We start from the raw sequence: 18,947 nt of genomic DNA, 5'->3' as shown, positions 1-18,947 counted from the left end.
ATCGACCGAGTATCTCAACCCGGCCGGGCCCGGACCTATTCGGCGGCGGCGAACGTGTTCTGGGCCGGCTGGCCGTCCGCGCCCAGCGGGCCCCGGTCCTGGCCGTCGACGGTCACGCGCAGCCCGCCGTCGGAGGACTGCACCCGCACCGGCGGCGCGGCCTTGATCGTCCGGCTGTCGCCGAAGGCGAGGTCGCCGTTGAAGACGACGCTGCCGGCGCCGTCGCGGACCACGACGTGCGCCCCGCCCGCGGAGGCGTCGAGCACCACCGGAACCGCCGGACCGAGCTTGGTGCCGCTGGACGGCGAGCCGTTGAGCACCGGCGTCGAGTGCAGCTCCACCGGGCTGTCCATGATCAGCCGGGCGATCGACCAGGCGAGCACCACGGCCATCACGGCCGCGACCAGCACCGACCAGTTGGGCCCGCCACGGGTGCTGCGGATCGGACCGCCCTCGCGGGTGGCGAGCTCGGCCTCGAACACCCGGCGGGCGTCGATCGGGGCGTCGGCGTACCGCTCGTCGTACGACGCGAGCAGCGGCGCGGCGTCCAGGCCCAGGACCCGGGCGAGCGTGCGGAGGTGGCCACGGGCGTAGAAGTCACCCCCGCAGGGCGCGAAGTCGTCGACCTCGATCGACTCGATGACGTGCGGGCGGATCCGGGTCCGCTCGGCGAGCTGGTCGACGCTGAGCGACAGCCGGCCGCGCGCGGCCGCGATCTCCGGCCCGATGACCGGGTCGGCGGCGACCTCCGGCGCCAGGTCGTCGACGAGCAGCGGGTCGAACTGGTGGGTCAGCTCGCCGACCTCGGGCAGGGCGAGCTGGGTGACGTCCTCGTCGTCGACCGGATCGATCCGGAGCGCCGCGGCGCCCTCGAAGCGCACCTCGGAGCGGACGCCGATGACCGTGTCGCGCAACGGCAGCGGGGTCGCGCTGGCGACCGGCGCGGGCGCCTCGACCGCGGGCTCCCGGTCCCGGCTCAGCAGCCGGTCGGCCACGAAGCCGATGCCCCGCGCGATCGTGGGCCGGGGGTCGTGCAGGACCGGGTGGTGCGGGTCCTCGTGCCGGTCCTCGGGCAGGTTCTCGTGCGGGTCCTCGTCGGTGTCCTCCTCGTACGCCGCGTCCCACTCGTCGAGCTGCTCGGGCACCAGCTCGACGACCTGGTCCGGGTTCCCGGCGAGCAGCTCGAGCGCGCGCGTCAGGTCGCCGTCGGCGCCGACGACGCGGGTGGACAGCGACAGCGTGACCGAGGGGTGGTCGGCCTCGGGGTCGCGCGGCACCAGCACCAGCCGTCCGTCGCGGAACGGCCCGCGGCGCGGCTCGTGCTCGACGTACTCGATCTCGTCCCAGGGCAGCCCGCGCCAGGTGCGGCCCTTGCGGATCCGCACGCCGAGCCCGTCGACGACGACGAGCGGCACCCGGCCGTCGAGCAGCGACTGGAGGTGCGCGACGGCGATGGCGCCGGTGACGAGGGCCAGGGCCCCGTCCAGCCAGCTGCCGCCGCCGACCGTACGGGTCAGGTAGGCGATCGCCACGATCGCCGCGACCGCGCCGACGGCGCCGGCCACCCGGGCGTCGGTGCGGACCTCGAGCGATCCCTGCTTCTCTTCGACCAGACTGGTCACATCTCCCCCTGGAGGGTCGCGATCACGGCATCGATCTCGTCGGGCTTGACCAGCACGTCGCGCGCCTTGGAGCCCTCGCTGGGCCCGACCACGCCACGGCTCTCGAGGATGTCCATCAGCCGGCCCGCCTTGGCGAAGCCGACCCGGAGCTTGCGCTGCAGCATCGAGGTGGACCCGAACTGCGTGGAGACGACCAGCTCGATCGCCTGGATCACCAGGTCGAGGTCGTCACCGATGTCGTCGTCCAGCTCCCGCTTGCTGGCCGCCGGCGCCGTGACGTCCTCGCGGTACGACGGCTCCAGCTGGCCCTTGCAGTGCTGGACGACCTGGTGGATCTCGGCCTCGGTCACCCAGGAGCCCTGGATACGGGCGGGCTTGGAGGCGCCCATCGGCAGGAACAGCCCGTCACCCTGGCCGACCAGCTTCTCCGCGCCCGGCTGGTCGAGGATGACCCGGCTGTCGGCGAGGCTCGAGGTGGCGAACGCCAGCCGCGACGGCACGTTGGCCTTGATCAGGCCGGTCACGACGTCGACCGACGGGCGCTGCGTCGCGAGCACCAGGTGGATGCCCGCGGCACGCGCCAGCTGGGTGATGCGGACGACCGCGTCCTCGACGTCGCGCGGCGCGACCATCATCAGGTCCGCGAGCTCGTCGACGATCACCAGCAGGTACGGGTACGGCGCCAGCTCGCGCTCGCTGCCCGGCGGCAGCGTGACCTTGCCGGCGCGCACCGCCTTGTTGAAGTCGTCGACGTGGCGGAACCCGAAGTTGGCGAGGTCGTCGTACCGCAGGTCCATCTCGCGGACCACCCACGCCAGCGCCTCGGCGGCCTTCTTGGGGTTGGTGATGATCGGCGTGATCAGGTGCGGCACGCCCTCGTAGGCGTTCAGCTCGACCCGCTTCGGGTCGACCATGATCATCCGCACCTCGTCCGGCGTGGCGCGCATCAGGATCGAGGTGATCATCGAGTTGATGAACGACGACTTGCCGGAGCCGGTGGCGCCGGCGACCAGCAGGTGCGGCATCTTCGCGAGGTTCGCGACGACGAAGCCGCCCTCCACGTCCTTGCCGAGGCCGGCCACCATCGGGTGGTGGTCGGAGCGAGCGGTGTTGGACCGCAGCACGTCGCCGAGGGAGACGATCTCCTTGTCCAGGTTGGGGATCTCGACGCCGACCGCGGACTTGCCGGGGATCGGGCTGAGGATCCGCACGTCGGCCGAGGCGACGGCGTACGCGATGTTCTTCTGGATGTTGGTGATCTTCTCGACCTTCACGCCCGGGCCGAGCTCGACCTCGTAGCGGGTGACGGTCGGGCCGCGCGTGTAGCCGGTGACCTGGGCGTCGATCGAGAACTCCTCGAGCACCTGGGTGAGCCGGTCCACGATCGCGTCGCTGGCCTTGGAGCGCGCCTTGTGCGGCGAGCCGGGCTTGAGCACCTCGTTGCCGGGCAGCGCGTAGGCGACGTCGCCGGACAGCGCGAGCTGCTCGACCCGCGGGGGCAGCGGGGTGTGCGGAGGCGGCTCCAGCTCGGTCTTGGTCTCGACCAGGTCCGGGCTGACCGGCTCGGGCGCGAAGATGTCCAGGCCGTCGTCGGTCGTCTCGAGCCGCTTCTTGCGCTTGCGCAGCTCGCGGTCCGACAGCACCGGGGTGTCGTACGCCGGGTCGCCCATGTCCGGGTCGATCTCGCCGGCCTCGTCCGCGAGCTTGCGGCGCCGGCTCCGCGCCGGGGTCTCGGGCTCGGGCTCGACGTGCTCGTGGCCGAGCAGCCGGTCGCGGGTCTCGGCGAGCCGCGCGGGCACCTGGTACAGCGGGGTCGCGGTGATGATGAGGACGCCGAAGAACGCGAGCAGCAGGAGCAGCGGCACCACGACCAGCTCGGAGCGGAGCAGGTCGAGGAGCAGGCTGGAGACGACGTACCCGACGGCGCCGCCGGCGGTGCGCAGGTCGGAGGTGTCGCCCATCTCGGGCTGGGGGTTGCCGCTGGCGATCTGGACGACGCCGAGCAGGCCGAAGGAGAACGCGGACCAGCCGACCACCTGGCGGCCCACGGGGCCGTTGTGCTCGGGGTCGCGCATCGTGCGCCAGCCGACGTAGAGCAGCGCGAGCGGCACGAGGAAGCCGACCTTGCCGACCGAGCCCTCGACGACCGTGCGGGCGGCGTCCATGATCGAGCCCGGCAGCTGCCACCACACCGCGGCGGCGACGACGACCGCGATGCCGAGGAGCGAGAGCCCGATCCCGTCGCGGCGGTGCTCGGGCTCGAGGTCCCGGGCGGTGTGCCCGATGCCGCGGGCGACCGCGCCGACCCCGTGCGCCAGGCCGAGCCAGACCGCGGCGACGCCGCGGAACAGCGCGGTGAACAGCTGGGCGACCGGCCCCGGCCCGCTGCGCACCGCGCGCGGCGCCGGGCGGCGCGCCGCGGGCTTGCGCGTGGGCTTGCGGGTCGACTTCTTCGGGGCAGGCTTGCGCCGGGGGCTGGTACTCCGGGTTGCAGTGCTCGAGCTCTTCGACGTGGATCGTGTCGAGGACGTGCTCTTGCTCCGCGACCCCGGCGGGGAAGACGTACGGGTCGCCATAGTTGACACCCTACGCAGGGGTCACTCCCGTCACACGCATCACAGGAGTGCGTGTCGGAGACGCGCCAGCGGATCCGACGATGGTGGAGGCCCGTTGGTCGAGCCTGTCGAGACCCCGGGACCGGGCCGGGGCCGGATCACCGACACCGGGTCGGCGCTCGTCTCACCGGGTCTCGACACGCGGGTCGCGACTTCGCAAGCTCAGTCGCGCCGCTCGCTCGACCACCATCAGCGGGTCCGCTGACGCGTCCCCGCTCACGCCTCGATGACGACCGGGATGATCATCGGCCGGCGGCGGTGGGTGTTGCTCACCCAGCGGCCGACGGTACGGCGGACCGTCTGCTGGAGCTGGTAGGAGTCGGTGTTGCCCTCGCGGAGCTGCGCGTCGAGGGCGTCGATGATCGGCTGCTTGACCTCGTCGAACGTCGTGTCGTCCTCGGCGAAGCCGCGCGCGTGGATCTCCGGCCCGGCGGACACCTTCCCGCTCACGGAGTCGACGACCACGATCACCGAGATGAAGCCCTCCTCGCCGAGGATCCGGCGGTCCTTGAGGTCGGACTCGGTGATGTCGCCGACCGACGAGCCGTCCACGAAGACGTAGCCGCACTCGACCTTGCCCGAGACCTCGGCGAACCCGTCGACCAGGTCGACGACCACGCCGTCCTCGGCGATCACGACGTTGTCGACGCCGGTGGCGGCCGCCAGCGCGCCGTTGGCGAGCATGTGCCGGATCTCGCCGTGCACGGGCAGCACGTTGCGCGGCTTGACGATGTTGTAGCAGTAGAGCAGCTCGCCGGCGCTGGCGTGCCCGGAGACGTGCACGAGCGCGTTGCCCTTGTGCACGACGCGGGCGCCCCAGCGGGCCAGCCCGTTGATGACCCGGTAGACCGCGTTCTCGTTGCCTGGGATGAGGCTCGAGGCGAGCAGGACGGTGTCGCCCTCCTCGATGTGCACGAAGTTGTGGTTGCGCTGGGCGATCCGGCTCAGCGCGCTCATCGGCTCGCCCTGCGAGCCGGTGGAGATCAGCACCTGGCGCTCCGGCGGCAGGTCGGCGAGGTCCTTGGCCTCGACCAGGACGCCCGGCGGGACGTTGAGGTAGCCGAGGTCGCGGGCGATGCCCATGTTGCGGACCATCGAGCGGCCGACGTACGCGACCTTGCGGTCGTGGGCGACGGCGGCGTCGAGGACCTGCTGGACGCGGTGCACGTGGGAGGCGAAGCAGGCGACGATGACGCGCTGCGCCGACTCGCGGAAGACCTGGTCGATGACCGGGGTGATCGACTTCTCCGCCGGCGTGAAGCCCGGGGTCTCGGCGTTCGTGGAGTCGGTGAGGAAGAGGTCGACGCCCTCCTCCCCCAGCCGGGCGAACGCGCGCAGGTCGGTGATCCGGCCGTCCAGCGGCAGCTGGTCCATCTTGAAGTCGCCGGTGTGCAGCACCATCCCCGCACCGGTGCGGATCGCGACCGCGAGCGCGTCGGGGATCGAGTGGTTGACCGCGACGAACTCCAGGTCGAACGGGCCGAGCTTCAGCCGGTCGCCCTCGCGGACCTTGTGGTGGACCGTCTCGCGGAGCCGGTGCTCGCGGAGCTTGGAGTCCAGCAGCGCCAGGGTCAGCTCGGAGCCGACCAGCGGGATGTCCCGCCGCTCGCGCAGGAGGTACGGCGTCGCGCCGATGTGGTCCTCGTGGCCGTGGGTCAGCACGAGCGCCTCGACCTGGTCGAGCCGGTCGCGGATCGACGACCAGTCCGGGAGGATCAGGTCGACGCCCGGGTGGTGGTCCTCGGGGAACAGCACCCCGCAGTCGACGATCAGGAGGCGGCCGTCGTACTCGAAGACGGTCATGTTGCGCCCGACCTCGCCGAGGCCGCCCAAGGGGATGACCCGCAGGCCCCCCTTCGGCAGTGCGGCCGGTGCGGAGAGCTCGGGGTGGGGGTGACTCAATGTGTGTCCTTCTAGAGGAGGCCGGAGGCTTCGAGCCCCCTGCGCAGCGCCTCGACCTCGGCGTCGTCGAGCGGCACCAACGGGCCGCGGACGTTCCGGTTGTCGAGGACGCCGAGCAGCTGGAGGCTGGCCTTGGCGGTGGTCGCTCCGTAGTTGGGGACGCCCATGATGGCGTCGATCGCGGGGAGCAGCCGCGTGAAGATGCGGAGGGCCTCGGCGTGGTCGCCGGCCCAGAAGGCCTCGGCCATGGCCCGGGTCTGGTCGCCGGCGGCGTGGCCGACCACCGACACGAACCCGACCGCGCCGTGCGCGAGCCAGCCGAGGTTGTTGGCGTCGTCGCCGGAGTAGACGGCGTAGCCGAGCTCGGTGAGCCGGACGCCGCGCTGGTAGTCGCCGACGGCGTCCTTGACGGCCACCACGTTGTGCATCCGGATCGCCTGCTCGTAGGTCTCGAACGCGATCTGGGTCCCGGTGCGGCCCGGGACGTCGTAGAGCATGACCGGTACGTCGGTCGCCTCGGCCACCGAGCGGAAGTGGTGGAGCACGCCGGCCTGGCCGGGCTTGTTGTAGTACGGGGTCACCAGCAGCAGGCCGTCGGCGCCGACCTTGGCCGCCTGCTGGGCGAGCTCGACCGAGTGGGCCGTGGAGTTGGTGCCGACGCCCGCGACGACCGTGGCGCGGTCGCCCACGGCGTCCTTGACGGCGGCGAGGATCGCGCCGTCCTCCTCGGTCGTGGTGGTCGGCGACTCGCCGGTCGTGCCGGACACGACGACGCCGTCGTGGCCGTGGTCGACCAGGTGCGCGGCGATCCGCGCGGTGCCCTCGAGGTCCACCGTGCCGTCGTCGTGGAACGCGGTGGCCATCGCCGTCAGGACGTGACCGAACGGTGCAGCGGGCGCGGACGTCATGCGCTCTAGGTTATCGCTCCGCCCTCCGGTCAGACGTGCGGCATCACCTCGCGCGCCACGAGGCGCAGGTGGTCGAGGTCGCCGAGGTCGAGGAACTGCAGGTAGACCCGCTCGCTGCCGAGCTCGGCGTACCGCCGGATCCTCTCGACGGCCTCCTCGGGCGTGCCGGCGACGCCGTTCTCGCGCAGCTCGTCCTTGTCGCGCCCGATCGCGGCGGCCCGGCGCTCGATCTCCGCCTCGTCGGCGCCCACGCAGACGATCAGCGCGTTGGACCAGCGCATCGTCCCGGGGTCGCGGTCCGCGCGCTCGCAGGCCTCCCGGACCCGCTGGAACTGCGCGCTCGTGGTCTCCACGTCGACGAACGGCAGGTTGAACTCGTCGGCGTAGCGCGCCGCCAGCTCCGGCGTCCGGCGCTTGCCCGTGCCGCCGATCAGCACCGGGGGCTTGGCCTGGGCGGGCTTCGGCAGCGCCGGGCTGTCCTGCAGCTGGTAGTGCTTCCCGTCGTGGGTGAACCGCTCCCCCACGGGCGTCGCCCACAGGCCGGTGATGATCGCGAGCTGCTCCTCGAGCCGGTCGAACCGCTCCCCCGTGTCCGGGAACGGGATGCCGTACGCCGTGTGCTCCTCGGTGAACCAGCCCGCACCGAGGCCGAGCTCCACCCGCCCGCCGCTCATCGCGTCGACGTTCGCGACGCTGATCGCCAGCGGCCCCGGCAGCCGGAACGTCGCGCTGGTCATCATCGTGCCGAGCCGGATGGTGCTGGTCTCGCGGGCGATCCCCGCCAGCGTGATCCAGGCGTCGCTCGGTCCCGGCAGCCCGTCGGTCCCCATCGCGAGGTAGTGGTCGGAACGGAAGAACGCGCCGAACCCGAGGCCCTCCGCCTCCTTCGCCACCGTCACGAGGTCGTCGTACGTCGCGCCCTGCTGGGGCTCGGTGAACACGCGCAGTTCCATGCCGTCACCCTGTCAGGTCGCGCAAACGCGGCCGCGCCCGCTACCGGTTGAGGACGTACAGCAGGATCGCGGTGACGACGAGGGACAGCAGCAGGGAGCCGGCGCACCCCAGTCGGTTGCTGAAGAAGAAGAACATCCTCCTGCGGTGGCCCGGGAGCGCGGGCGGCAAACCCCCCGCGGTCACCGCACGGTCACGCGTGCCACGCTGGGCGCCCACCCGTACGGCGAGATCGAGGAGGTCCGTGATGTCCCGCGTGGCGGAGCTGCTCGCGCAGTGCCGGAGCACCCTGGACCGGGTGGCTCCGGAGGACCTCGCCGCCGAGCAGGCGGCCGGTGCGCTGGTGGTCGACATCCGGCCGGTGGAGCAGCGCCGGCGGGACGGCGAGCTGCCGGGCGCGGTGGTCGTCGACCGGAACGTGCTGGAGTGGCGGCTGGACCCGACCAGCCCGGACCGGCTCGCCGTGTCGAACGACGCCGGCCGCCGGATCGTGCTGGTCTGCCACGAGGGCTACTCCTCGAGCCTCGCCGCGCACACGCTCCAGCAGCTCGGGCTGCCGCGCGCCACCGACCTGGTGGGGGGCTTCCAGGCCTGGGCGCTCAGCCGAGCCAGTCGCGGCGCAGCCAGGTGACCCGCTCGTACCCCTCGCGCGGCTCGCGCTCGACCTCCACCCACACGGCGCGGTCGATCGCCGGGTAGAACGCGTCGCCCTCCGGCGACAGCGGCACCTCGCTGATGATCTGCTCGGCGGCCATCGGCAGCGCATCGGCGTACACCTGCGCGCCGCCGGCGACGATCACCTCGCCCGGCAGCAGCGCCGCCTGCGCGAGCGCCTCGGTGAGCGAGTGCGCGACCAGCACGCCGTCCGCGCTCCACGAGGGGTCGCGGGTGAGCACGATCGTGGTCCGCCCCGGCAGCGGCCGGCCGATGGACTCGTACGTCGCCCGCCCCATCAGCAGCGTGTGCCCCATCGTGAGCCGCTTGAACTCCGCCTGCTCCCCGGGGATCTTCCAGGGGATGTCGGGGCCGTTGCCGATCACCCCGTTGCGGGCCACGGCCGCGACGAGCACGATCCGCTTGCTCATGCAGCGCTCATACGGCGATCGGGGCCTTGATGCCCGGGTGCGGGTCGTACCCCTCGATCGCGATGTGCTCGAGGTCGAACGCGTCGAGCTCGGTCACCGAGGGGTCGAGGACCAGCGTGGGCAGGGGTCGCGGCTCGCGGGTGAGCTGGAGCTGCGCCTGCTCCAGGTGGTTGAGGTAGAGGTGTGCGTCGCCGAGCGTGTGCACGAAGTCGCCGACCTCGAGGCCGGTGACCTGGGCGACCATGTGGGTCAGCAGCGCGTAGGAGGCGATGTTGAACGGCACGCCGAGGAACACGTCCGCGGAGCGTTGGTAGAGCTGGCAGGACAGTCGTCCGTCGGCGACGTAGAACTGGAACAGCGCGTGGCAGGGCGCGAGCGCCATGTCCGGGATGTCCGCGACGTTCCAGGCGGAGACGATGTGCCGGCGCGAGTCCGGGTTGTCCCGGATCTGCGACACCACCTGGGCGATCTGGTCGACGTGCCGGCCGTCGGGCGTCGGCCAGGAGCGCCACTGGTAGCCGTACACCGGCCCGAGGTCGCCGTTCTCGTCGGCCCACTCGTCCCAGATCGTGATGCCGCGGTCCTGGAGCCACTTGACGTTCGTGTCGCCGCGCAGGAACCACAGCAGCTCGCCGAACACCGACCGCGTGTGGATCTTCTTCGTGGTCACCAGCGGGAAGCCGGCGGCCAGGTCGAAGCGCATCTGGTGGCCGAAGACCGAGCGGGTGCCGGTGCCGGTGCGGTCGCCCTTCTCGACGCCCTCGTCGAGGATGCGCTGGAGGAGGTCGAGGTACTGCTGCACGGCTCCGACCTTAGTCCAGCGAGACCGTCCCGGAGATCGTCGTCCGCGTGTCGCCGCCGACCCAGATCGTCCCGTCGACCAGCTCGACGTGCACCCGCCCGGCCCGCTGCAGCACGGTCCCCTGCGAGGCGACGTACGACGCGGGCAGCCGGTCGCCCGCCAGCCACTGCCCGAGGCCCGCGTTGAGCGAGCCGGTGACCGGGTCCTCGGTGATCCCGTGACCGGGGCAGAACGCGCGCACCTCGACGTCCGCGGGACCGCCCGCGGGGTACGGGCCGACCACGCCGATCTCGAGGTCGCCGAACGCCGCCCAGTCCGGGCGCAGGTCGAGCACCGCCTGGGCGTCGCGCAGCAGCACCCCGACCCAGCCCGGCCCGTTGTCGATCCACGCGGTGTCGAGCAGCTCCGAGCGCGGGACCCGCAGGGCGGCGGCGATCGCGTCGACGTCCGCCTCGTCGACCGGTCCCGACCGCGTCAGGGGCGGCGCCGCGAAGGACAGGCGGCTCTGCCCCTCGCCAGGGGCGCGGCGGATCCGCACCAGCCCGGCGCCGCACTCCTGCACGAGGTCCTCGGCCGCCGGCGCTCCGCCGGCCTCGAGCCAGGCGTGCGCGCTGCCGAGCGTGGGGTGGCCGGCGAACGGCAGCTCCCCGCCCGGCGTCCAGATCCGCAGCCGGTAGTCCGCGGCGGGGTCGGTGGGCGCGAGCAGGAACGTCGTCTCCGAGAGGTTCGTCCACCGCGCGAACGCCGCCATCTGCTCGTCGCTGACGCCGTCGGCGTCGTGGACGACGGCGACCGGGTTGCCGAGCAGCGGCTCGGCGGAGAAGACGTCCACCTGGCTGAAGCGCATGCTCGCAACCTAGCGGGAGCTCACTGCGCGAACATCGCCCGGTCGGCGGCGGAGCGGACCGGCGCCACGTCGCTGCAGACGTTCGCCTCCAGCTCGCAGGTGCGCAGCACGTACAGCCGCGCCCGGGCGCCGTCCAGGTCGACCCCCTGGAGGTCGCTGAGGTTCGCCACCAGGTAGTCGACCTCGTGGTTGCTCCCGAACGCGGCGTCCACCACCCGCTCGTCCGGAGCGATCCCGGACGGCAGCCGGTCGCCGGAGCGCGTGCTGTAGATCAGCGGCGTGTACGGCGCGCCCGGCGTCCAGGGCCCGGGGATCCGGGTGAGCACGAAGTTGCCGCCGGGCGACACGATCGCGCCCTCGCCGCGCCGGACGAAGGAGACGCTGAAGAACGGCTGGACCATCTCGATCCGCCGGCCCTGCTGGTAGACCCGGGTCGCGGTGCCGACGTCGACCAGCCCGGGGTCGGGCAGCGGCACGGGCTGCTCCTGCGTCGGCTGCCAGGCGACGCTCCCGTTGTCGCTCGTCGAGTACACCCGGTCCTGGTCGATGGCGATCAGCCGGGTCTCGGGCGGGACGAGCAGGCTCCCGAGCTCTGCGCCGAGACCGATCGACCACACCACGATCCTGGTGCCCGGGTCGCCGGGCTCGAGCCAGGCCGCCCAGCCGTTCTCGGCCGACCCCAGGATGGTCGAGCCCACGCTGGTCCGGCCGACCATGTCGACCTCGCCGGCCGGGGAGACGATGCCGACGGCGCCCCCGGTGTCGACGAAGACCGCGCTCTCCCCGATCCCCGCCAGCGCGGTCACGCCCGGGATCTCGACCGTCACCTGCCGCAGGTGCAGGCGGCCGTCGTACCAGCCGATGTCGATCGGGTTCCGCGACGGGACGACGTGGAAGTCCGGCTCCGGCCGGGCGGGCTCGCCGGAGCGGTTCGCCAGCCACGTGGCACCGCCCAGCACGACGGCCCCGGCCGCCACCGCGGCGACGACGATGCGCAGCCGGCGCCGGCGCTGCTCGCGGGCGCGCGCCACGACGGCGTCGTAGGGCGCGGGCGAGACGTCGACGGCTCCGGCCGCCGTGCGGAACGCCGTCTCGGACCGCAGCGTGGCGGGCTGGATGAGCGCCAGGCCGTCGCGGAGGTCGTGGGCGACGCCCTCGAGCGGGACGTCGAGGACGTCCGCGACCTGCTGCTCGTCGAGGCCGGCGACCAGGTGCAGCACCACCGCCTCGCGCTGCGCGGGGGCCAGCAGCGCCAGCTGCTCCTCCAGCTGGTGGCGCAGCGCCTCCGCCTCCGTCGGGAGGTCGGCGGGCACGTTGGCCGCGACCGCGACCGGCCGGGGCAGCCCGTCGAGCACGAGTCCGTAGGCGTGGGCGTCGACGTCGTCGACGTCGTGCAGCCGCCGCCAGGCCGTGCGGCAGCGCGCCATGCCCGTGACGACGACGTCCTCCGCCTCGCCCGGCGGCAGGCCGATCAGGACCAGCGAGCGCACCAGGGACGGCCACCGCGCGGCCAGGTACGCCTCGAAGTCAGCGTCGTCCCCGGGCATGGGGACATTGTCCGCCCCGGGGTCAGGCGTGGAGGGACATCGGCCCGTAGACCTGGCGGTCGTGCTCGAAGAGCGTGACCGCGTCGACGCCGTGCTCGGCGAGGTCCGCCCAGATCTCCCCGACCCACGACTCGGCATCGGCCTGCGAGGCGAACCGCTGCCCGGCGAGCTCGCCGGGCACGCTCACCTCCGCGCCGGCGCCGTCCTCGAGGCGCCACCACCAGGGCCGGTCGGCGTTCGCGGGCTGGCGGAACGTGGTCGGGTGCTCGGGCAGGTTCATTCAGGACTCCCGGACGGACGGATCGAGGAACGGGGGCTTGGTGAGCTGGAAGATCTCGCGCCGACCGCGGATGTCGACACCGACCTCCGCGTCCGGGTTGACGACCGACGACACCAGGGCCAGTCCGATGCCCTTGCGCAGCGTCGGCGAGAACGTGCCCGAGGTGACCTCGCCCAGGGGCACGTCGGGGGTGAGGCTGACGGTCATGTGCGGGCGCGGGATGCCGCGGCCGACGGACACGATGCCGCGCAGCACCCGCTTCGGGCCGGCCTCCCGCTCGGCCACCAGCACGTCACGGCCCCAGAAGGCGTCCTTCTGCCAGCCGACCGCCCAGCCCAGCCGGGCCTCGTTGGGCGTCACGTCGAGCGAGATGTCCTGGCCGTGCAGCGGGTAGCCCATCTCGGTGCGCAGTGTGTCCCGGGCACCCAGGCCGCAGGCGAGGATGCCGTACTGCTCCCCCGCCGCCATCAGCGCGTCCCAGAGCGGGCCGGCGACGGCGTTGGGTGCCACGACCTCGTAGCCGCGCTCGCCGGTGTACCCGGTGCGGCACACGACGACGGTCTCGCCGCCGACTCCCTCGATCTCGGGGGCAGCTTCAGCGAACGACATGTAGTCGTGCCCGACCGGCAGCCCCACGGCCGCGAGCACCTCGTCGGAGTTCCTGCCCTGCACCGCCAGCACCGCGAAGTCGCGGTGCCGGTCGGTCACGGTGACCCCCGCGGGCGCCTCGGCCGCGAGCCGGCGCACCACCTCCGCGGTGTTGGCGGCGTTCGGGATCAGGAACACCCGGTCGTCGCCGTACAGGTAGGCGATCAGGTCGTCGACGATGCCGCCGGAGCCGTCGTCGCAGCAGAGCGTGTACTGCGCCTTGCCGGGCAAGATCCGCCGGAGGTCGTTGCTGAGCGTGCGGTTCACGAAGTCGGCGGCGCCCGGCCCCTCGACGACGGCCTTGCCGAGGTGGCTGACGTCGAAGATGCCGACGGACTCGCGGACGGTGGTGTGCTCCTTCACGACGCCCGCGGGGTACTCCAGCGGCATCGACCAGCCGCCGAACTCCGCGAACTTCGCGCCCAGCGCCTCGTGGCGGTCGTGGAGGGGGGACTGGAGGAGCGCTGCCATGGCCCGGAACCTACCTGACTCGCCACGTGACTATCGTGGCCCGGTGACCTCGTACACCCTGCGCAGCGCCAACCCCGCCAAGACCCGATGCGACGCCGTGGTCGTGGGGGTGGTGCAGGGCGCCAAGGGTCCCGAGCTCGCCGACGGAGGCGCCGAGGTCGCCGAGGCCTTCGGCCGCAAGCTGCGCCCGCTGCTCTCCGGGCTCGGCGTGACCGGCAAGTCCGGCGAGGTCGTCAAGATCCCCACCGCCGGCGCGATCGCGAGCCCGCTGCTGGTGCTCACCGGCCTGGGCAAGCGGCAGGACGCCACAGCGGTTCGCCGGGCCGCCGGCGTCGCCGCGCGCGCGGTCACCAACGTCGCATCGGTCGCGGTCGCCCTGCCCGCCGGCACCCCCGAGCTGGTCCGCGCGGCGACCGAGGGCTGGGAGCTCGGCGGCTACACGTTCACGACGTACAAGAAGGAGCAGGCGAAGGACGCGCCGGCCGACGTGGTCGTGCTCAGCCCGGTGGCCCGCAAGAAGGACGCCGTCGCGGCGTTCGAGGAGTCCCGCGTGGTAGCCCGTGCGGTCGCCGGCACCCGCGACTGGGTGAACACCCCGCCCGGTGACCTGACGCCGCCGGCGTTCGCCGACGCCGTCGTCGCGGCGACCAAGGAGGTCACCCAGGGCCGGGGCGCCCCGAAGATCGGCGTCCGGGTGCTCGACGAGAAGGAGCTCGCCGCCCTCGGCTGCGGCGGCATCCTCGGCGTCGGGATGGGCTCGGCCGCGCCGCCGCGGCTGGTCGAGCTCACGTACGCCCCGAAGGGCGCCGAGCGCCACCTCGCGCTGGTCGGCAAGGGCATCACCTTCGACTCCGGCGGCCTGACCATCAAGCCCGCGACGAGCATGCACGAGATGAAGTCGGACATGGCCGGTGCGGCCGCCATCGTCCAGGCGACGTACGCGATCGCCCGGCTGGGCCTGCCGATCAAGGTCAGCGCCTTCGCGCCGATGGCCGAGAACATGGTGTCCGGCTCGTCGGTGCGTCCCGGCGACGTGCTGACGATGTACGGCGGCACGACCGTCGAGGTGCTCAACACCGACGCCGAGGGCCGGCTGATCCTGGCCGACGCCCTGGTGCGCGCCACCGAGCAGCAGCCCGACGTGATCCTCGACGTCGCCACGCTGACCGGGCACATGGTGGTCGCGCTCGGCGACCGGGTGTCGGGCGTGATGGGCTCCGAGAACGTCGTCGCCGACGTGCTCGCCGCCGCGCAGACGGCGGGCGAGGAGATGTGGCCGATGCCGATCCCCGAGGCGATGTCGGAGCGGGTGCACAGCAGCAAGATCGCCGACCTCGCGCAGCACGACTGGATCCGGTGGGGCGGCGGGCTGTTCGCGGCGGCGTTCCTCCGCGAGTTCACCGCCGGCCGGCCGTGGGCGCACCTCGACATCGCCGGCCCGTCGTTCAACTCGGGCGGGGCCTGGGGCCACCAGACGCCGGGCGGCACGGGCGTCGCGGTCGCGACGCTCGTGGACTTCGCGCGGGCGCTGGCCGGCCGTTAGGCGTCGCCCATGAGCTTCTTGCGGCGGTTGTAGTCGCGCATCCGCTGCGGGATCCCGACCACGGCGGCGTCGTACGACGGGATCTGGTTGCGGTTGCAGAAGTCGTGCGCCCACTTCACCGACGGCACCCGGCGGCGGGTCCACTCGCCGTCGTGCGCGACCAGCAGCAGCGTGACGTCGCTGACCGCGGTCCGGGGCTCGACGAACCCCTCGACGCCGCGGCGCTCCGCGGTCCAGGTCTGCAGGTGCTCGAGGTCCATCGAGTCGGCCGCGCGCACCCGCGTCGATCCGGTGCGGAACCCGTCGCGCGCCGGGCGGCTCATCTTCGGGGCGCGCCGGAACCGGTCCATCCATGACATGCGGACAAGTGTGCCCTGCGGGGCTACCGGAGCGTAGGAACCTCGGTGTGGACACGTTGACGCCAGGTGCAAGGATGGTGCCCGTGGCCGATCCCGACTTCGACGTACTCATCCTGGGCGCCGGCTCCGGCGGCTACGCGTGTGCGCTGCGGGCGGCACAGCTGGGACTGACCGTCGGACTGGTGGAGAAGGGCAACGTCGGCGGTACCTGCCTGCACGTGGGCTGCATCCCGACCAAGGCGCTCCTGCACGCGGCGGAGGTCGCCGACCAGACCCGCGAGTCCGAGCAGTTCGGGGTGCGCGCCAGCCTCGAGGGCATCGACATGGCGGGCGTGAACGCCTACAAGGACGGCGTCGTCCAGCGGCTGTTCAAGGGTCTCACCGGCCTGATCAAGGGCCGCGGCATCACGGTCATCGAGGGCGCCGGCCGGCTCACCGGGCCGCGCGAGGTCACCGTCGACGGCAAGGCCTGGACCGGCCGGCACGTCGTGCTCGCCTCGGGCTCCTCCTCGCGCAGCCTGCCCGGCCTCGAGGTCGACGGCGAGCGGGTGATCACCTCCGAGCACGCGCTGCGGCTCGACCGGGTGCCGGCCTCCGTGGTCGTGCTCGGCGGCGGCGTGATCGGCTGCGAGTTCGCCAGCGTGTGGCGCTCCTTCGGCGCCGAGGTCACGATCGTCGAGGCGCTCCCCCGGCTGGTCCCGGCCGAGGACGAGGCGTCGTCGAAGGCGCTGGAGCGGGCGTTCCGCAAGCGCAAGATCGCCTTCCGCACCGACACGCGCTTCCACAGCGTCAAGGCCGGCGACTCCAGCGTCGCCGTGACCGTCGAGGGCGCCGGTGGTGAGCAGAGCGTGATCGAGGCCGACCTGCTGCTGGTCGCGGTCGGGCGCGGCCCGGTCACCGAGGGCCTCGGCTACGACGAGCAGGGCGTCACCATGGAGCGCGGCTTCGTGCTCACCGACGACCGCTGCCGCACGAACCTCGAGGGCGTGTACGCCGTCGGCGACATCGTCCCCGGCCTCCAGCTCGCGCACCGCGGCTTCCAGCAGGGCATCTTCGTCGCCGAGGACATCGCCGGGCTCGACCCGCGGCCGATCGACGAGGCGGGCATCCCGCGGGTGACGTACTCCCACCCGGAGGTCGCCTCGGTCGGCCTCTCCGAGGCGGACGCCGCGACGGCGTACGGCGCCGACGGCATCGAGACCGTGAGCTACGACCTGGGCGGCAACGGCAAGAGCCAGATCCTCAAGACGCAGGGCTTCGTGAAGCTGGTCCGCCGCAAGGACGGGCCGGTCGTCGGCGTCCACCTGGTCGGCGACCGGGTCGGCGAGCTCATCGGCGAGGCGCAGCTGATCTACAACTGGGAGGGGTACCCCGAGGACGTGGCCCCGCTCGTCCACGCCCACCCGACGCAGAACGAGGCGCTCGGCGAGGCCCACCTGGCCCTCGCGGGCAAGCCGCTCCACGCACACTCCTGACACCCGATCGAGACGAACCAGAAGCGAAGGAACTCCATGGCCACCGAAGTCAACCTGCCGGCACTCGGCGAGTCCGTCACCGAAGGCACCGTCACCCGCTGGCTCAAGCAGGTCGGCGACACGGTGGCGGTGGACGAGCCGCTCCTCGAGGTCTCCACCGACAAGGTCGACACCGAGATCCCGTCCCCGGTCGCCGGCACGCTGCTGGAGATCAAGGCGAACGAGGACGACACCGTCGAGGTCGGTGCGGTGCTCGCGCTGATCGGCGACGAGGGTGAGTCGTCGGGCGGCGGCGAGGACTCCGGCTCGCAGGAGCAGGAGTCGGCCCCCGAGCCGGAGCCGGAGCCGGAGCCCGAGCCGGAGCCCGAGCCGGAGGAGCAGAAGGCCGAGGAGCCCGAGGCCGCCGAGGAGCCCGCCCCCGCGGCCGAGGAGGCCGAGAAGCCGGCCGCCGAGACCAAGCCGTCCGGTGGCGGCGGGACGGCGGTGACGCTGCCCGCGCTGGGCGAGTCGGTCACCGAGGGCACGGTCACCCGCTGGCTGAAGTCGGTCGGCGACGAGGTGGCCGTGGACGAGCCGCTGCTCGAGGTCTCCACCGACAAGGTCGACACCGAGATCCCGTCGCCGGTCGCCGGCACGCTCCTGGAGATCAAGGTCCAGGAGGACGAGACCGTCGAGGTCGGCGCCGAGCTGGCCGTGGTCGGCGAGGCCGGCGCGGCCCCGGCCCAGGAGGAGAAGCAGCCCGAGCCGGAGCCCGAGCCCGAGCCCGAGCCGGAGCCGGAGCCGGAGCCCGAGCCCGAGCCGGCGAAGGAGGAGCCGGCCAAGGACGAGGAGACGCCCGCGCCGGCGTCCGCCCCCGAGCCCACGCCCGAGGCTGCCCCCGCGGCCCAGCAGGGCGAGCCGTCCGGCGACGGACCCGGGTACGTGACCCCGCTGGTCCGCAAGATGGCCGCCCAGCACAACGTGGACCTGTCGCGGATCACCGGCACCGGTGTCGGCGGCCGGATCCGCAAGCAGGACGTCCTCGACGCGGCGGCCCGGGCCCAGCAGCCCGCCGCCCCGGCGGCCGCACCGGCCGCGGNNTGCCGAGCGACGCGACGACGCCGTCGCCGCTGCGCGGCAAGACCGAGAAGCTGTCGCGGCTGCGCAAGATCATCGCGTCGCGGATGGTCGAGTCGCTGCAGAACTCCGCGCAGCTGACCCAGGTGATGGAGGTGGACGTCACCAACATCGCCCGGCTGCGGGACAGCGTCAAGGAGGACTTCCTGGCCCGCGAGGGCGTGAAGCTGACCTACCTGCCGTTCTTCGCCAAGGCCGCGATCGACGCGCTCAAGGTGCACCCCGCCCTGAACGCGACCATCGACACCGAGGCCGGCGAGGTGACCTACTTCGACCGCGAGCACCTCGCGATCGCGGTGGACACCGAGAAGGGCCTGCTCACCCCGGTGATCAAGGACGCGGGCGACCTGTCGGTGGCCGGCCTGGCCAAGAAGATCGCCGACATCGCCGGCCGCACCCGGTCGAACAAGATCGGTCCGGACGAGCTGTCCGGCGGCACGTTCACGATCACGAACCTCGGCAGCTTCGGCGCCCTGTTCGACACCCCGATCATCAACAAGCCGCAGGTCGCGATCCTCGGCCCCGGCGCGGTGGTCAAGCGCCCGGTGGTCATCGACGACCCGAACCTCGGCGAGACGATCGCGGTGCGCTACATGGTCTACCTGTCGCTGACCTACGACCACCAGCTGGTCGACGGCGCCGACGCGGGCCGGTTCCTGCGCGACGTCAAGGAGCGCCTCGAGGCCGGTCAGTTCGAGGTCTGAGCACAGCCGGTCGCGACGAAGGAGCGTCCGGCGTCGTGCGAAGAGGTTGAGGAGGCCGGTGGGCAGTCCCGA

General features: G+C 72.8%; 15 protein-coding genes and 1 pseudogene. 4 read left to right on the top strand and 12 right to left on the bottom strand.

The annotated features are described in order from the left end of the window. Nucleotides 1–35 precede the first annotated feature (35 nt). The 5 genes from ABD086_RS15610 to ABD086_RS15590 form a co-directional block, all read right to left on the bottom strand. Nucleotides 36–1,622: a helix-turn-helix domain-containing protein gene (locus tag ABD086_RS15610; RefSeq protein ID WP_343908494.1), complete on the bottom strand. Its 1,587-nt coding sequence runs from the start codon at nt 1,620–1,622 to the stop codon at nt 36–38. After that, nucleotides 1,619–4,198: a DNA translocase FtsK gene (locus tag ABD086_RS15605; RefSeq protein WP_343908493.1), complete on the bottom strand. Its 2,580-nt coding sequence runs from the start codon at nt 4,196–4,198 to the stop codon at nt 1,619–1,621. The genes ABD086_RS15610 and ABD086_RS15605 overlap by 4 nt, the downstream gene beginning before the upstream one ends. Nucleotides 4,199–4,453: 255 nt before the next feature. Then, nucleotides 4,454–6,139, bottom strand: coding sequence for a ribonuclease J (locus ABD086_RS15600; protein WP_343908492.1), 1,686 nt, complete (start codon nt 6,137–6,139; stop codon nt 4,454–4,456). Nucleotides 6,140–6,150: 11 nt separating this feature from the next. Then, complete coding sequence (dapA, locus tag ABD086_RS15595; RefSeq protein WP_343908491.1) at nt 6,151–7,047, bottom strand: 4-hydroxy-tetrahydrodipicolinate synthase; 897 nt, start codon at nt 7,045–7,047, stop codon at nt 6,151–6,153. Between the two features lie 29 nt (nt 7,048–7,076). Then, nucleotides 7,077–8,000, bottom strand: coding sequence for an LLM class F420-dependent oxidoreductase (locus ABD086_RS15590; protein WP_343908490.1), 924 nt, complete (start codon nt 7,998–8,000; stop codon nt 7,077–7,079). Between the two features lie 245 nt (nt 8,001–8,245). Between ABD086_RS15590 and ABD086_RS15585 the strand changes: the two genes are divergently transcribed. Further along, the gene (locus tag ABD086_RS15585) at nt 8,246–8,629 is read left to right on the top strand and encodes a rhodanese-like domain-containing protein (protein WP_343908489.1); all 384 of its coding nucleotides are present in this window, start codon (nt 8,246–8,248) and stop codon (nt 8,627–8,629) included. On the opposite strand, the gene ABD086_RS15580 is transcribed toward ABD086_RS15585, so the two are convergent. From ABD086_RS15580 to gcvT, 6 genes are read right to left on the bottom strand one after another with little or no spacing between them, the layout of a single operon-like run. Beyond that, entirely contained in the window at nt 8,598–9,083 is a 486-nt protein-coding gene (locus ABD086_RS15580; protein ID WP_343908488.1) for a dihydrofolate reductase, read from the bottom strand. The two genes, ABD086_RS15585 and ABD086_RS15580, sit on opposite strands and share 32 nt — an antisense overlap. Nucleotides 9,084–9,090: 7 nt before the next feature. Further along, on the bottom strand, nt 9,091–9,885 hold the full coding sequence (locus ABD086_RS15575) for a thymidylate synthase (RefSeq protein ID WP_343908486.1): 795 nt from the start codon (nt 9,883–9,885) through the stop codon (nt 9,091–9,093). Nucleotides 9,886–9,895: 10 nt separating this feature from the next. Next, nucleotides 9,896–10,732 (bottom strand): PhzF family phenazine biosynthesis protein, encoded by an 837-nt coding sequence (locus tag ABD086_RS15570; RefSeq protein ID WP_343908485.1) that lies wholly within the window; start codon nt 10,730–10,732, stop codon nt 9,896–9,898. Between the two features lie 20 nt (nt 10,733–10,752). Continuing rightward, entirely contained in the window at nt 10,753–12,279 is a 1,527-nt protein-coding gene (locus tag ABD086_RS15565; protein WP_343908484.1) for a sigma factor-like helix-turn-helix DNA-binding protein, read from the bottom strand. Between the two features lie 22 nt (nt 12,280–12,301). Then, nucleotides 12,302–12,559, bottom strand: a complete 258-nt coding sequence (locus ABD086_RS15560) for a hypothetical protein (RefSeq protein WP_343908483.1) — start codon at nt 12,557–12,559, stop codon at nt 12,302–12,304. After that, nucleotides 12,560–13,678: a glycine cleavage system aminomethyltransferase GcvT gene (gene gcvT, locus ABD086_RS15555; protein WP_343908482.1), complete on the bottom strand. Its 1,119-nt coding sequence runs from the start codon at nt 13,676–13,678 to the stop codon at nt 12,560–12,562. 43 nt (nt 13,679–13,721) lie between these two features. Here gcvT and ABD086_RS15550 point away from each other — a divergent pair, with 43 nt between their 5' ends. Further along, nucleotides 13,722–15,221 (top strand): leucyl aminopeptidase, encoded by a 1,500-nt coding sequence (locus ABD086_RS15550; RefSeq protein WP_343908481.1) that lies wholly within the window; start codon nt 13,722–13,724, stop codon nt 15,219–15,221. Here the strand turns inward: ABD086_RS15550 and ABD086_RS15545 are convergent. Then, on the bottom strand, nt 15,218–15,580 hold the full coding sequence (locus ABD086_RS15545) for a hypothetical protein (protein WP_343908479.1): 363 nt from the start codon (nt 15,578–15,580) through the stop codon (nt 15,218–15,220). The genes ABD086_RS15550 and ABD086_RS15545 overlap by 4 nt on opposite strands. A gap of 74 nt (nt 15,581–15,654) precedes the next feature. Here ABD086_RS15545 and lpdA point away from each other — a divergent pair, with 74 nt between their 5' ends. Further along, the gene (lpdA, locus tag ABD086_RS15540; RefSeq protein WP_425571638.1) at nt 15,655–17,055 is read left to right on the top strand and encodes a dihydrolipoyl dehydrogenase; all 1,401 of its coding nucleotides are present in this window, start codon (nt 15,655–15,657) and stop codon (nt 17,053–17,055) included. A 36-nt stretch (nt 17,056–17,091) separates the two neighbouring features. Further along, a pseudogene (sucB, locus tag ABD086_RS15535) lies at nt 17,092–18,875 on the top strand (2-oxoglutarate dehydrogenase, E2 component, dihydrolipoamide succinyltransferase). The last annotated feature ends 72 nt before the right edge of the window (nt 18,876–18,947 follow it).

This window comes from Nocardioides aquiterrae, from assembly GCF_039526625.1.
GTDB classification, from domain to species: Bacteria; Actinomycetota; Actinomycetes; order Propionibacteriales; family Nocardioidaceae; genus Nocardioides; species Nocardioides aquiterrae.
Note: the sequence above shows the minus strand (reverse complement) of the source record. Positions and strands in the feature narration are given on the sequence as shown.

What these genes read in the sequence shown, in the direction of transcription:
- ABD086_RS15605 (WP_343908493.1), bottom strand. Translation starts at nt 4,198, where the DNA reads ATGGCGACCCGTACGTCTTCCCCGCCGGGGTCGCGGAGCAAGAGCACG.
- dapA (WP_343908491.1), bottom strand. Translation starts at nt 7,047, where the DNA reads ATGACGTCCGCGCCCGCTGCACCGTTCGGTCACGTCCTGACGGCGATG.
- ABD086_RS15590 (WP_343908490.1), bottom strand. Translation starts at nt 8,000, where the DNA reads ATGGAACTGCGCGTGTTCACCGAGCCCCAGCAGGGCGCGACGTACGAC.
- ABD086_RS15585 (WP_343908489.1), top strand. Translation starts at nt 8,246, where the DNA reads ATGTCCCGCGTGGCGGAGCTGCTCGCGCAGTGCCGGAGCACCCTGGAC.
- ABD086_RS15580 (WP_343908488.1), bottom strand. Translation starts at nt 9,083, where the DNA reads ATGAGCAAGCGGATCGTGCTCGTCGCGGCCGTGGCCCGCAACGGGGTG.
- ABD086_RS15570 (WP_343908485.1), bottom strand. Translation starts at nt 10,732, where the DNA reads ATGCGCTTCAGCCAGGTGGACGTCTTCTCCGCCGAGCCGCTGCTCGGC.
- ABD086_RS15565 (WP_343908484.1), bottom strand. Translation starts at nt 12,279, where the DNA reads ATGCCCGGGGACGACGCTGACTTCGAGGCGTACCTGGCCGCGCGGTGG.
- ABD086_RS15560 (WP_343908483.1), bottom strand. Translation starts at nt 12,559, where the DNA reads ATGAACCTGCCCGAGCACCCGACCACGTTCCGCCAGCCCGCGAACGCC.
- gcvT (WP_343908482.1), bottom strand. Translation starts at nt 13,678, where the DNA reads ATGGCAGCGCTCCTCCAGTCCCCCCTCCACGACCGCCACGAGGCGCTG.
- ABD086_RS15545 (WP_343908479.1), bottom strand. Translation starts at nt 15,580, where the DNA reads ATGTCATGGATGGACCGGTTCCGGCGCGCCCCGAAGATGAGCCGCCCG.
- lpdA (WP_425571638.1), top strand. Translation starts at nt 15,655, where the DNA reads ATGGTGCCCGTGGCCGATCCCGACTTCGACGTACTCATCCTGGGCGCC.